At 67.6% G+C, this 12,420-nt stretch carries 13 protein-coding genes and 3 pseudogenes; 7 read left to right on the top strand and 9 right to left on the bottom strand.

Going from position 1 to position 12,420, the window contains the following annotated elements; translation table 11 throughout:
• Positions 1-230 (bottom strand): annotated as a pseudogene (locus tag A5655_RS29465) (hypothetical protein); the annotation flags it as partial.
• Between A5655_RS29465 and A5655_RS28975 the strand changes: the two are divergent.
• Positions 228-320 (top strand): annotated as a pseudogene (locus A5655_RS28975) (hypothetical protein); the annotation flags it as partial. The pseudogenes A5655_RS29465 and A5655_RS28975 sit on opposite strands and share 3 nt — an antisense overlap.
• Positions 321-409: 89 nt before the next feature.
• On the opposite strand, the gene A5655_RS22450 reads toward A5655_RS28975, so the two are convergent.
• Positions 410-1,408 carry a GGDEF domain-containing protein gene (locus tag A5655_RS22450; RefSeq protein WP_067013900.1) on the bottom strand — a complete coding sequence of 333 codons (999 nt, stop codon included), beginning with the start codon at positions 1,406-1,408 and terminating at the stop codon, positions 410-412.
• Between the two features lie 321 nt (positions 1,409-1,729).
• Here A5655_RS22450 and A5655_RS22445 point away from each other — a divergent pair, with 321 nt between their 5' ends.
• Both A5655_RS22445 and A5655_RS22440 read left to right on the top strand, forming a co-directional pair.
• Complete coding sequence (locus A5655_RS22445; protein WP_067013898.1) at positions 1,730-3,265, top strand: FAD-dependent monooxygenase; 1,536 nt, start codon at positions 1,730-1,732, stop codon at positions 3,263-3,265.
• A gap of 49 nt (positions 3,266-3,314) precedes the next feature.
• Entirely contained in the window at positions 3,315-3,845 is a 531-nt protein-coding gene (locus tag A5655_RS22440; protein ID WP_067013896.1) for a hypothetical protein, read from the top strand.
• A 45-nt stretch (positions 3,846-3,890) separates the two neighbouring features.
• Here the strand turns inward: A5655_RS22440 and A5655_RS28040 are convergent, their stop codons facing one another.
• From A5655_RS28040 to A5655_RS28390, 3 genes are all read right to left on the bottom strand, one after another.
• Positions 3,891-4,172, bottom strand: a complete 282-nt coding sequence (locus tag A5655_RS28040; protein ID WP_156764993.1) for a hypothetical protein — start codon at positions 4,170-4,172, stop codon at positions 3,891-3,893.
• The gene (locus A5655_RS22435; RefSeq protein WP_067013894.1) at positions 4,169-4,756 is read right to left on the bottom strand and encodes a TetR/AcrR family transcriptional regulator; all 588 of its coding nucleotides are present in this window, start codon (positions 4,754-4,756) and stop codon (positions 4,169-4,171) included. Before A5655_RS22435 ends, A5655_RS28040 begins: the two co-directional genes overlap by 4 nt.
• A gap of 92 nt (positions 4,757-4,848) precedes the next feature.
• Positions 4,849-5,022: a hypothetical protein gene (locus A5655_RS28390; RefSeq protein ID WP_197508774.1), complete on the bottom strand. Its 174-nt coding sequence runs from the start codon at positions 5,020-5,022 to the stop codon at positions 4,849-4,851.
• A 96-nt stretch (positions 5,023-5,118) separates the two neighbouring features.
• Between A5655_RS28390 and zwf the strand changes: the two genes are divergently transcribed.
• Positions 5,119-6,618, top strand: coding sequence for a glucose-6-phosphate dehydrogenase (zwf, locus tag A5655_RS22430; RefSeq protein WP_067013892.1), 1,500 nt, complete (start codon positions 5,119-5,121; stop codon positions 6,616-6,618).
• On the opposite strand, the gene A5655_RS22425 is transcribed toward zwf, so the two are convergent.
• The gene (locus A5655_RS22425) at positions 6,615-7,847 is read right to left on the bottom strand and encodes a triacylglycerol lipase (protein WP_067013890.1); all 1,233 of its coding nucleotides are present in this window, start codon (positions 7,845-7,847) and stop codon (positions 6,615-6,617) included. The two genes, zwf and A5655_RS22425, sit on opposite strands and share 4 nt — an antisense overlap.
• A gap of 78 nt (positions 7,848-7,925) precedes the next feature.
• Between A5655_RS22425 and A5655_RS22420 the strand changes: the two genes are divergently transcribed.
• Entirely contained in the window at positions 7,926-8,804 is an 879-nt protein-coding gene (locus A5655_RS22420) for a CoA ester lyase (RefSeq protein WP_067013888.1), read from the top strand.
• Between the two features lie 116 nt (positions 8,805-8,920).
• A complete protein-coding gene (locus tag A5655_RS22415) occupies positions 8,921-9,316 on the top strand; it encodes a hypothetical protein (protein ID WP_067013886.1) in 396 nt (131 codons plus the stop codon).
• A gap of 18 nt (positions 9,317-9,334) precedes the next feature.
• Here A5655_RS22415 and A5655_RS22410 read toward each other — a convergent pair whose 3' ends face one another.
• Positions 9,335-9,925, bottom strand: a complete 591-nt coding sequence (locus A5655_RS22410; protein WP_067013884.1) for a cyclic nucleotide-binding domain-containing protein — start codon at positions 9,923-9,925, stop codon at positions 9,335-9,337.
• Between the two features lie 104 nt (positions 9,926-10,029).
• A complete protein-coding gene (locus A5655_RS22405; RefSeq protein ID WP_067013883.1) occupies positions 10,030-10,815 on the bottom strand; it encodes a fructosamine kinase family protein in 786 nt (261 codons plus the stop codon).
• Positions 10,816-10,933: 118 nt separating this feature from the next.
• Between A5655_RS22405 and A5655_RS22400 the strand changes: the two genes are divergently transcribed.
• A complete protein-coding gene (locus A5655_RS22400; RefSeq protein ID WP_067013882.1) occupies positions 10,934-12,169 on the top strand; it encodes an osmoprotectant NAGGN system M42 family peptidase in 1,236 nt (411 codons plus the stop codon).
• Between the two features lie 20 nt (positions 12,170-12,189).
• Here the strand turns inward: A5655_RS22400 and A5655_RS28970 are convergent.
• Positions 12,190-12,420 (bottom strand): annotated as a pseudogene (locus A5655_RS28970) (PE family protein); the annotation flags it as partial.

The raw sequence follows: 12,420 nt of genomic DNA, 5'->3' as shown, positions 1-12,420 counted from the left end.
CCGGCTGGTCGGGTTGTGGTGGCGCTACACGGCGTGGTGGGCGCTGGCGCTGGGCCTGGCCACGCTGTGGTGGGTGGGCGTGCGAGGGATCCGGGGTTCAGTGGTTGGCCGTCGTCGTCGGTGACGATCAGCCGGTCGGCGGTTCCGGTGATGGTGATCTCGCCGCGGTGGTGTGCCCGGTGGTGATAGGGGCAGAGCAACACCAGGTTGGCCAGCTCGGTCGGTCCGCCGTGCCCCCGTGCCCGGGGCCCCTGGGCGAGCGCGCCGACTGGTGGTGGTACACCCCGTTCGAACCCCAACCCCCACCAACAACCAATTAGGCTAGGGCACAACGAATCTCGTCCGCGCTACCCGCTGACATCGGATCTTGATCCCCGCCGAGGTACGCACCATTCAGCCAAGCCGGGTCCTAGAGCGCATGGCGCAGATCGGGATCCCGGCGCTGCGGGGTCCTGTTCTGCTTGGCGGCGTACAGGTTCGCGTCGGCGACCGCCCACAGCACGGCGACGTCGGCGCTCGCACCGCCGGTCGATGCGGTCCCGACGCTCGTGCCCGGGGTCTGCAGCCGCACGGCGGCGACGAACCGCTCGGCCGCGGTCGGGCCCGGACCCTGGCGCTCCGCGATGCACACGGCGAACTCGTCGCCGCCGAGCCTGGCCAGGATGGCGTTGGGGGGAGCCGCTTTTCGCCATGCGGTCGCGCGGCTGATCAGGTGCTGGTCGCCGGCGACGTGACCATCGGTGTCGTTGATGCGTTTGAAGTTGTCGATGTCGAGCGCGACGACGGTGATGGTGGTGGAAGTCGAACGCGATCGCGCCAACAGGTCGGCGGTGGCGATCTCCCAACCGGCGCGGTTGAGCGAGCCGGTGAGCGGATCCGTGCACGCCGCGGCGACCAGGGTCCGCGTCACCAGACCGAACGACTCCGCGGCACCGACGATCGCGATCACAAAGATGAAGTAATCGATATCGAGCGTCGCGGTGCGCGACACCGCCAGGCCGGCAACGCACGCCAGGGCGAGCACCCCGACCAGGACCATGCCTCGGCGCGGCGAGTAGAACGCGCGCAGGTACATCGCCAGAAACATCGGCGCGATCAGGCAGACGAACTCGGCGATGATCGCGATGTGAAAGGCCATCACGATCGGCGTGGCCACGATCGCCACGGCCGTCGCCGGCGCGGTTTTGTCGGGCCGCACGGCCAGCCAGACCAGTGCCGCGATACCGAGGACGATCGCCACGATGCCCCCGAGCGGATGGCCCCGGGGGCGGTCGGGGTGCAGCGGAATCACGGTGCTGAACACCACGCCGTAGGCGTACAGGAATGTCGTGGTGCCCACGTAGATCCGCAGCAGCCGAACCTGGTGTTTGCCGTAAAAACCGCTTCCGGAGTCGGCGCGCAGCCGCAGTTTGTATCGGCGCGTGTGGCCAAGGGGGCCTGCAAGGCGTAGACCCATCCCGTCACTCTCTGGTCAGATGCGCTGATGCGGACGCGCGGCCAATTATTTCACCGCCATTTTGGGAGCACGCAACCGCCATTCGTCTGAACCGTAGTTCAGAACTCAGAAGACGGATGGGGTTATCGAAAATCCACCTCGGATGCAAAAAGAAGGGGCGGCTTTTAATCCGTCCCACTTCAACATATTACGCACCCCGGGGCTTGCGGCAAGACCGGGGTCATGCCGCAAAATCGCTGGTCGAAGCGAAAGCGGACCGAAACAGGGGGCGAGATGAGTGTGTCGCGGGAACCAGTGGCCGACCACGCGGTGGCAGTCGCCGGGGGAGGCCCGACCGGGTTGATGCTGGCCGGCGAGTTGGCGTTGGCGGGCGTCGATGTCGCCATTGTCGAGCGGCGCGCCGACCAGGAGCTGATCGGCGCGCGGGCGGGCGGATTGCATTCGCGCACCATCGAGGTCCTCGATCAGCGCGGCATCGCCGACCGTTTCCTTGCCGAGGGCCAAGTGGCGCAGGTCGCCGGGTTTGCGCAGATTCGGTTGGATATCAGCGACTTTCCCACCCGGCACCCTTACGGGCTGGCGCTGTGGCAGGTCCACATCGAGCGCATCCTGGCCGGCTGGGTCGACGAGCTGAAGGTGCCGATCTATCGCGGACGTGACGTCGCGAGCGTCGCCCAAGACGACACCGGCGTCGACCTCCAGCTGTCCGGCGGCCAATTCCTGCGCGCCGAATACGTCGTCGGGTGCGACGGGGGACGCAGTTCGGTGCGCAAATCGGCCGGCATCGACTTCCCGGGGTGGGACCCGACGATGAGCTACCTGCTCGCCGAGGTCGACATGCCCGTCGGGGCCGGGGAAGCACCGCCATGGGGCATCCGCCACGACGCGCTCGGCGTCCATTCGCTGAGCATGGTGGAGGACGGGGGCCCGATGCGGGTCATGGTGACCGAGCGGCAGGTCACGCCCTCCGGCGAGCCCACCCTGCGCGACCTGAGCGAGGCGCTCATCGCCGTGTACGGGACGGATTACGGAATATGTAGTGCTGCATGGATTTCCAGGTTCACTGACGCGGCGCGGCAGGCGGCAGCCTATCGCGACGGGCGCGTCCTGCTGGCCGGCGACGCGGCGCACGTGCACCACCCGATCGGCGGGCAGGGCCTCAACACCGGTATGCAGGATGCAGTCAACCTGGGCTGGAAGCTGGCCCAGGTGGTGAAGGGAACGGCCCCGGAAGGGCTGCTGGATACCTACCACACCGAACGTCACCCGGTCGCTGCGCGCGTGCTGCGCAACGCCATGGCCCAAATGGCGCTGCTTCGCCCGGATGACCGCACAAAGGCCTTGCGGGGGGTCACTTCCGAGCTGCTCGGCATGGCCGAGCCACGGCGGCGGTTCGCCGCGATGATGTCGGGTCTCGACATCCACTACGACCTGGGCGAGGGGCATCCGCTGCTCGGCCGTCGGATGCCCGATCTCGACCTGGTCACCGCCGACGGCACGGTGCGCGTATTCACCCTGCTGCACCACGCGCGGCCCGTGCTGCTCAACCTCGGGGAGCCCGGTGGCTTCGACATCAACGGTTGGGCAGATCGGGTCACGCTGGTCGACGCGAAATACGTTGGCGCGTGGGAGCTTCCTGACCTCGCTGCCGTCACTGCTCCGGACGCGGTGTTGATCCGGCCCGACGGGCATGTCGCCTGGGTGGGGGAGGACGGGGCTGATGATGCCGGGCTCTCCGACGCCCTCGGAACCTGGTTCGGCGCGCCACAGGCGCCCGGGGCACGCGGGGGATCAAGGCCCGCGCCGTAATCGGCCAGGTTGTTCTCATGGCCCGATCGATTATGGTGGACTACGAGATATGGCCCCGACTTGGCGCAGCGACCCGGCCAACGATACGCCTTTCTACGAAATGCCCCGACCGGAAATACCCGGCCCGGATGGACACCCGGTGCCGCTAGACGTCGAGGCAGAGGCCGAGCGGCTGTCGTCATTGACGAGGCAGGGCATCGACTCACCCGAAATCGCGGACGGATATATGCGGATCGCCCTGCAGGAGGGCACGCGAGGCGCGAAGGGCTTCGACGCCATGATGGACTACCTGCAAAAGGCTTTGGAGATCCGCAAGAAATTGTTCGATCGTTACGATCCGCTGCTAGGCCGCACCTACCGGGTCCTGTGCGACCTGAGCGTCGGCAAGGTGCCACTCGAGAATTCGATTGGCTGGTTAGAGAATTGGATCGAGATTGCCGAGCACCACATTGGCTCCGGAATCCGTCCGCAGATCTGGAACCAGTACTACATGAACGAGTCGTACAAACAACTTGCCCGCTGGTACCGCGTGAGCGGGCGGCCCGACTTGGCGCGTCAGACCTTGGACAAGATCAGGTAGTTACGCCAGGCGGTCGTCGTTCGACAGTGTCGACCTCAGCCAACCCTAACGCCGCCCGAACGCTCCGGGCCCCGCATGAAAAAGTCCGATCAGGAGTACCCCGACCGCCGTCGCACAGAACGGCCACAGCGGCTCGCGCCCCTCGAACGCCGCGTGCAGCACCACGGCGGCCAGCACCAAACCGGCCCATCCCGCAACAACATTGGGAATGGGACCGCCGCCCCACGCATTCGGGTAGCGCTGTTTTGTGATTCCGCGGACGAAGTGAGGAATCGCATTGCCGCCGAGGAGGCCTCCCACGAAAGCGAGTGCAAGTGCCCCGATCACGACTTGCCGCCTTTCGAGTCGCGCGTCAGCACGGGCATCAGCGCCGCGTCCACAATGCGCACGATCTCGTCGTCGCCAAGTGGCTGGCCCGTCACCAAGACGCGCGTGAAGACCAGGGCGGCGGCGATCTCGGATGCCAACTCGTGGTTTGCATGAGCCGGCAGTTCCTTTCGCGTGACCGAGCGCTCGACGAGTCGGCCGATGACCGCACGTTTTTCGCTCAGGACGTGACTGCGGACATGCTCTGCGAGTTCAGCATTTCCGCGTATCGCGTTGAGCAGACCCAAGATCACCGCGCCGTCTTGGGACGCGAGCCCGTCGCGCATCTGGGTGACCGCTTGAATCAGGTCACCGCGAAGCTCACCGGTGTCGACCTCAGCGGCCGAGGCCGCGCCATGTCGCGCCAACGCGGCGATCACCAATTCGGACTTGCCCGGCCAGCGACGGTAAATCGTCGCCTTGCTGGCCCTCGAGCGCGCCGCGACGGCATCAATGGTGAGGCGGTCGTATCCGGTGATGGCCATCAGCTCGATGGCTGAATCCAGAATCGCGTCGGCGCGGGCCTCTCCTCGAACCACGTGCACTCCTGGTGAACGAAACGGTTTCGTACACCTGCTGACGTTAGGGCCCGCGCGGACCGGCGGTCAAGGGTTCTGCCGGGACAATCACCGCACCATCAGTCTGGCGGCTCGTCCTGCGGGCCGCCATCGGCGGCGTCACGTTCGCGGTCGCTGGGCTTGCCGGGGACGCCTTCGGCCTCCCGCTCGTTGGCAACCTTCTCGTCGAGCTCGTCGACGATGTTCTCCAGCTTCTCGGCGTGGCTCAGCTGGTCTCGGTCGGGTCCGGTCATATCGCTATTCCGTACCCCGCCGCGCGATCGGTAACCGCCCAGATCGACCCCAACATGGGGCTGCAATGACGGCGCGGCGATGGAAGGATCGCAAGAGTGGCCGACAAGAAACCGCAAACGATCTCTTACCCGGCGCCGGAGAAACGCCCGCGCCGCCACGACACGGAACTCCTCGATCCCCACGTCATCGTCCTGTTCGGCGCGACCGGGGATCTCGCCAAACGCAAGCTGATCCCGGGACTGGCCTACTTGGACCAGTCCGAGCTTGCCCCCGACATCCAAATCGTCGCGACATCGCTGGAAGACCTCAGCGACGACGAATTCCGCGAGCTCGCCAAGAACGCGATCGACTCGTTCGGCACCCACAAGCTCAACCCCGAACAGTGGGACAACTTCGCAAAGATCGTCAGGTACGTGCCGCAGAGCGCCGGGCCCGAAGCGCTCGCCGAGGCGGTCGCCGAGGCCGAGAACAACATGGGGCCGGACGTGCGCCGACTGCACTACCTGTCGGTCCCCCCGAAGGCGGCGCGCAGCGTCATCACGATGCTGCGCGACGCCAAGCTCGTCGAGAGCTCCCGGGTGGTCATGGAGAAGCCGTTCGGAACCGACCTGGCCAGCGCGGTGGCGCTGAACGACTTTGTGCACGAAACCTTCGAGGAATCACAGATTTTCCGCATCGACCACTTCCTGGGCAAGGAGGCCGCCCAGAACATCTTGGCGTTCCGCTTCGCTAACGGTCTGTTCGAGCCGATCTGGAACCGCAACTTCATCGACCACATCCAGATCGACATCCCCGAGGCGCTGGGGCTGGACCAGCGGGCCAATTTCTACGAGGAGACCGGCGCCTACAAGGACATGGTGGTGACCCACCTGTTCCAGGTGATGGCCTTCGTGGTGATGGAGCCGCCGACGGCGCTCGAACCGTTCGCCATCAGCGAGGAAAAGAACAAGGTCTTCCGGTCGATGCTGCCGATCAAGCCTTCCAACGTGGTGCGCGGCCAGTACAACGGCTACCGCGACGAGAATGGCGTGGCCAAGGATTCCGACACCGAGACGTTCATCGCCCTCAAGGTCGGCATCGACAACTGGCGCTGGGCCGGCGTGCCGATCTATCTGCGCACCGGCAAGAAGATGGCCGAGGGCATCCGCATCATCTCGATCGCGTTCAAAGAGGCTCCGCGAACGATGTTTCCGCCCGGATCGGGCGTCGGGACCCAGGGGCCCGACCACCTCACGTTCGACCTCGCCGACAACTCGAAGGTCTCACTGTCCTTCTACGGCAAGCGGCCCGGCCCCGGGATGAAGCTGGACAAGTTGTCCATGCAGTTTTCCTCGCAGGAGATCGACACCGTCGTGGACGTGCTGGAGGCCTACGAACGGCTGATCCTCGATGCGATGCGCGGCGATCACACGCTGTTCAACACCGCCGAGGGCATCGAATCGCTGTGGGAGCGTTCCGAGGAATTGCTCACCGACCCGCCGCCGGCCAAGCTGTATCAGCCCGGCACCTGGGGCCCCAACGCGATTCACCAGTTGATCGCCCCGAACGCCTGGCGGTTGCCGTTCGAGCGGGAGTGGCGCGAATCCAAAGGCTAGTCGGCCGGTGGCACCGGCTGATCGAGCCAGTCGTGCAACTTGGCGTAGATGTCGGCGTGATTGAGCAGATCGAAATGGTGCAGGCCGGTCAGCGTCAGCCCATGATCCGGGTCGAACGGGATCTTCCGCGACTTGCCCACGCCTGACGCGCTCTGCGGGCGCACCAGGCGGTCGCCGAGCACCACGCCTACCGCGCCCGGGCCCGCGCTGGTCGCCACGAAGTGGTAGACGGCGTGGGGGAGGAAGGGCACCTCGTTGCACCGGTCGCGGAGGAACTCGTCGGGGTCGCACTCGCTCCAGTCCTCGTCGAGCAGTGCGCCGTACCGCAGGTCCTTGGTGCCCGAGCTGCGGGCGTTGAGAAACGAAGACAAGCCGCGGGTTTCGGGCAGCCGGGCCAGCGCCCAGGACGCCGCGTTGACGCCCTTTTCCAGGTCGGCGCCCAGGTGCGGGGAGCCCAAGCAGACGACGTGGCGGACGGCGTCGGGCCAGCGGTGCTGATGCTCCGTTCCGTAGTGACAGGCGCTGCGGATCACCAGCCCGCCCATCGAATGACCGACCAGCGCGATCTCCTCGACCGGCACCGGCCACAGCGCCCGCAGCTGATCCAGCAGGGCAGCCAGCGATTTTCCGTTCTCGGAGATGTGCAGGCCGGTGTTGTAGCGCAGGTAGACCGGGGTGAATCCCAGGTCGTCGCGCAGCCGCGCGCCGTAGGACTTCACTTCCTCGCCGTCGCGCGGGCGGCGCCACCACGACATCTCCGTCATGCACCAGCCGTGGACGAACACCGCGATCCGGCCGGTTGCCCGCGGGAACGCCGCCGCGATATCGGGGCCGTTCATCGCGACCGGCCGGCCGCGGTGGCGCACCTGCATGGTCAGGGCGAAGCCGTTTCCGCGGTCGGTGAGCTCGTCGCCGTAGATGCCGTTGAGCGCGGCGATGACGCCGGCGACCCTGGGATTGGCTTCGACCGTCTCGTCCTCATCGCTGCCGCGCGTCTCGGCGGCCAGCTCACCGGCCGCGCGCAACGCGCCCCGAACCGCGCGGTCGACGGCGTAATACGTTGCCGCCGCGGCCGTGTTGTGGACGACCTCCACGGGTTTCGCCACCGGCCCGACGGCGCCGAAGACGCGGCGCGCGATGCCGCTGTGCGTGTCACGCACGAGCGTGGTGAGAACGCGGGTGCCCTCGCCGGCGAGATCCGCGAGTGACCGGATTTCGTGGCCCTGCATGACCTGCTCCTCCCTTTTCGCTCTCCGGGGATTTCCCACTCTGGGCCCGGCTTATCCCAAAGGCCCTACTGTCGTGTCATGCCACCGACGCTGCGCCCGCGCCGATCCGCCCTCTACCTGCCGGGCAATAACGCCAGAGCCCTGGAGAAGGGCAGGACGCTGCCGGCGGACGTGCTCATTTTCGACCTCGAGGACGCCGTGGGCCCCGATGCCAAGGCCGACTCGCGGGCGCGGGTCTGCGACGCCGTCTCGTCCGGGACGTACCGACCCCGCGAGGTCGTGGTGCGCATCAACGGCTTGGGCACCGACTGGCACGACGACGACTTGGCGGCCGTGGCCGGTTCGGCCGCCGACGGCGTGCTGGTGCCCAAGGTCGAGACGGGCGAACAGGTCCGGGCGCTGACCGCGGCACTCGGCGAGCTCGGCGCGCCGGAATCGTCGCGGCTGTGGGTCATGATCGAAACGCCCAGGGCCATCCTGCGGGCGGAGGAGATCGCCTCGGCCAGCGATCGCTTGGCGACACTGGTGGTGGGCACCAACGATCTGGTGAACGATCTGCACGGGTTGCACCTGCCCGGCCGGGCGCCGGTGCTGACGGCGTTGTCGCTGGCCGTGTTGGGGGCGAGGGCGGCCGGAAAGGTCGTCCTGGACGGCGTCTTCAACGACATCACCGACGAGGCCGGCTTCCGCGCCGAGGCCCGGCAAGGCCGCGAGATGGGTTTCGACGGCAAGACCCTCATTCATCCGTCCCAAATCGGACCGGCGAACGACGTGTTCGGCCCGTCCGACAAGGAGCTGGCGGATGCCCGCAAGATCGTCTCCGCCTACGAGCAGGCCCAAGCCGCGGGGAACAGCGTCATCACCGTCGACGGCCGGATGATCGAGAGCCTGCACGTGCGCGACGCCCAGCGGATCCTCGCCCTCGGCGACCTGATCGCCGAATTGGAATCGGCATAACCCGATTCAGCTTTTAAACGCTCCTCGAAACGGAATTGTCGGTAGGGTGCCTGCAGCAAATAGTTCGTCGGGCAAGGAGTGTTCTGGTGCGGCTAACACGGACTGCGCTCGCAGGAATGGTCGCCGTCTCGGTCATCACCGCGGGCTGCTCGAGCGGCAATAATTCGTCGGCCTCGACGTCGAGCGAGACGTCGACGTCGAGCTCGCCGCCGGCCGCCTCGTCGCAACCGGCAACGCCGCCCGCGTCGTCTGCGCCGGCCGCGCCGCTCGACCAATCGACCTGCCTGGACATCTCGTTCGCCAAGGACAATCTGATGGTGGCCGCGAAACCGGAAAACGCACGCAAGGCCGCCGACACGCTCGAGAAGTACAGCCCGCCCGACCCGGTGAAGGCGGCGATCGAACACTTCGTCACCACCGTCGGCGCGCAACCCAACGACCCCGACCTGAACTCCAACAGGGACCTGATCACCGGCTGGATCAAGCAGATCTGCCCGAACGTGAACCCGTAGGCCGCCCCCGGCCTACGGCTAGGTGGTGCTGTTTCGCTGGATCCACTGGGTGAGCGCGTCCTCGAGCGCGGCCGAGACACGCACACCGGCGCCCTCCGCGGCCTGCTCGAACCGCTCGACCAACTCCGTCGGAACCAACGCGTCCACCCGGCGGTGCGTCGGCTTCGGCTTCGGCGGCTGCTCGGGCGCGGCCACGGGCGCGTGTCGCGCCACGGTGGCGTCCATCGTTTCGCGCAGCGCCGGGATCCCGTCGAGCAAACGGGCCAGGTCGTCGCGCTCGATGCGCAGCACCTCGGCCGGCCCGGTCGTGGTGACCGTCGCCGAACGCAGCTTCCCGCGGCGGAGCGCGGATTCGCCGATCACTTCGCCCGGCCCCACCAGGGCGACGCGGTCCTGGCCGACATAGACGCCGGCCTCGCCGGTGAGCAGGATGTAGCAGGCGTCCGAGGGGGTCTGCTCGTGAATGAGTGGCAATGGCGCGGACGTGGAGGTGTGATGCGCCGCCGAGACAATGCGCTGCAAATCATTATCCGAGAGCTTGTCGAATGTGGCGAATTCGCGTAGCCGGCGGATGTCTTTTTCCTCGTGTCCCTGCGCATCCTCTTTCATAGCGGGCTCCTCATATGTATGTGACCCGGACATCGAGGAGCCTAACTCGATTTTGTAGCAACGACGGAAATAAATTTTGGCCGCAAAACCCGCATCAGCAGGACTTACTTCGGGGCGGGCGGGGCGGCGCCCAGCGCGGCGCGCGCGGCCGCGTGCGTCTGCGCGGCATACCCGCCGCCGAACAACGCGACGTGTGCCAGCAGCGGGTACAGCTGGTGCAGCCCGATCCTGTTGCGCCAGCCCGCCTTTAGCGATCGCACGCGCTGGTAACCGGCGAGGACCGCGTCGTAGTGCGGGCAGCCGAACAGCGCGAGCATCGCCAGGTCCGTCTCGCGGTGACCGGCGTGGGCGGCCGGATCGATCAGCACCACCCCGTCGGGCGTCCACATCACGTTGCCGCTCCACAAGTCGCCGTGCAGCCGCGCCGGCGCGTCGTCGTCGTCGAAGTCGCCCGCGCGGCAACGCGCCACGACCGAGTCGATCGCGGCGCGGGCGGACGCGTCGAGGCGCGGCGCCGCGAGCTCGGCCATCGGGACCAGCCGCTCGTCGGCGTAGAAATCACCCCAACTTTCGTGCGCCCGCAGCGACATCGGCAGTGGCTGCGACAACGGGCCGAAGAACCCGGGGCCGTCCCAGCCGTCGGGCGCGGCGCCGAACGCGGAGGCGCCCGCGTCGTGCGTGACGGCGAGTCGGCTCCCGAATTCGTCCGCCGCTTCCGGGCTGGGCGTCACCGAATCCAGGCGCCGCAGCGTCAGGTGGTCGGCGCCGAACGACACGACCGTCGCGCACGGCACGCCGCCCACGACGCCCGAAAGCCATCGCAGCCCCGCGGCCTCCCATCCGAAGTAGCCGGCCGGTGCGCCCTGGCGGCGCTTGACGAAGTCAGTCACCGGTAACCGCAGACGCGTTCATCGCGCTCCAACTGTAGACGTCGCGGCTGCGCCCTTGCGTTCCCGCGCGAACCGGTAGGTTGAAGCCGGATTCCGAACGAACCGAGAAGGAGAGACCGTGCACCAGACCGCGGCCATGGCCGAGGCCGACCGCGCGTGGATGATCGACACGCTGCTCGCACTGCTGCAGACCCCGAGTCCGGCGGGGCGCACGGATGCGGTGATGCAGCTGATCGGCGACATCTTCGACGACTTCGGGGTGCCGTTCACCCTGACGCGCCGCGGTGCATTGACCGCCGAACTGCCGGGGGAGTCCGCGACCATCGACCGGGCGCTGGCGGTGCACGCGGACACCATCGGCTGCATGGTGCGCGACCTCAAGGACAACGGCCGCCTCGAGCTGATTCCGGTCGGCACCTTCTCGGCCCGGTTCGCCACGGGCGCCCGGGTGCGGATTTTCAGCGACGACCCCGACGAGTTCATCACCGGAACGGTCTTGCCGCTCAAGGCCAGTGGCCACAGCTTCGGCGACGAGATCGATACCCAGCCCACCGATTGGAAGCACGTCGAGGTCCGCGTCGACCGCAAGGTGTCGTCGCGCGAGGACCTGGTCAAGCTGGGCGTGAACGTCGGCGACTTCGTCGCGTTGATCGCCAGCCCCGAACTCACCGCCGACGGCTTCATCGTTTCCCGCCACCTCGACGGCAAGGCGGGCGTCGCGGTCGCGCTCGCGCTGGCCAAACACTTTTCGGAGAACAAGGTGGTGTTGCCGCACCGCACCACGATCATGGTCACCATCACCGAGGAGGTCGGCCACGGCGCCAGCCACGGCCTGCCCGCGGACGTCGCGGAGCTGATCTCGGTGGACAACGCGGTGTGCGCGCCCGGTCAGCACTCCATCGAGGACGGCGTCACCATCCCGATGGCCGACATGCACGGCCCGTTCGACTACCACCTGACCCGGAAGCTGTGCCGGCTCGCCGAGGAGCAAGGGATTCCCTTCGTGCGGGACGTGTTTCGCTACTACCGCTCCGATGCCGCCGCGGCGATCGAAGCGGGCGCGGGCACCAGGGCCGCGCTCGTCGGCTTCGGGCTCGACGGCAGTCACGGCTGGGAGCGCACCCACATCGACTCGCTGGAGGCGGCCTACAACCTCCTGCACTGCTGGTTGCGGACCCCGCTGACCTTCGCCAAGTGGGACGCCAAGCCGTCGGGGCCGCTGCGTGACTTCCCGTCTTCCAAGCAGCCCGCGCCGACCGAGCAGTGGGTGCCGCTAGCCCGTGGCGAGCACGCCGAACCCGGTGACGCGTCGCCCGGCGCGCACTGGCCGCCCTCGGAGGGGCCGCAGGCCTGAGGCGGTGGGCGGCCGAACGGCTAGGGCTGTCCCGCTACGCCATCGGTACCGAACAACAAGCCGCCTGCGCCGCCGGCCCCGGCAGCACGGGCACCGAGCCCCGAGCCCGAACTGCCGCCGTTACCGCCGAACCCGGCCAGTTGGGCATCGCCGCCTTTCCCTCCGCCGCCGCCGAATCCGTTAATGGGGGAAGTGCCGTCTCCGCCGGTACCACCCGCGCCGCCGCTGCCGATGAGCCCGGCTTTTCCGCC

This window comes from Mycobacterium sp. 1081908.1, from assembly GCF_001673535.1.
In the GTDB taxonomy this organism is placed as follows: domain Bacteria; phylum Actinomycetota; class Actinomycetes; order Mycobacteriales; family Mycobacteriaceae; genus Mycobacterium.
This window is presented reverse-complemented; position numbering and strand designations above follow the sequence as displayed.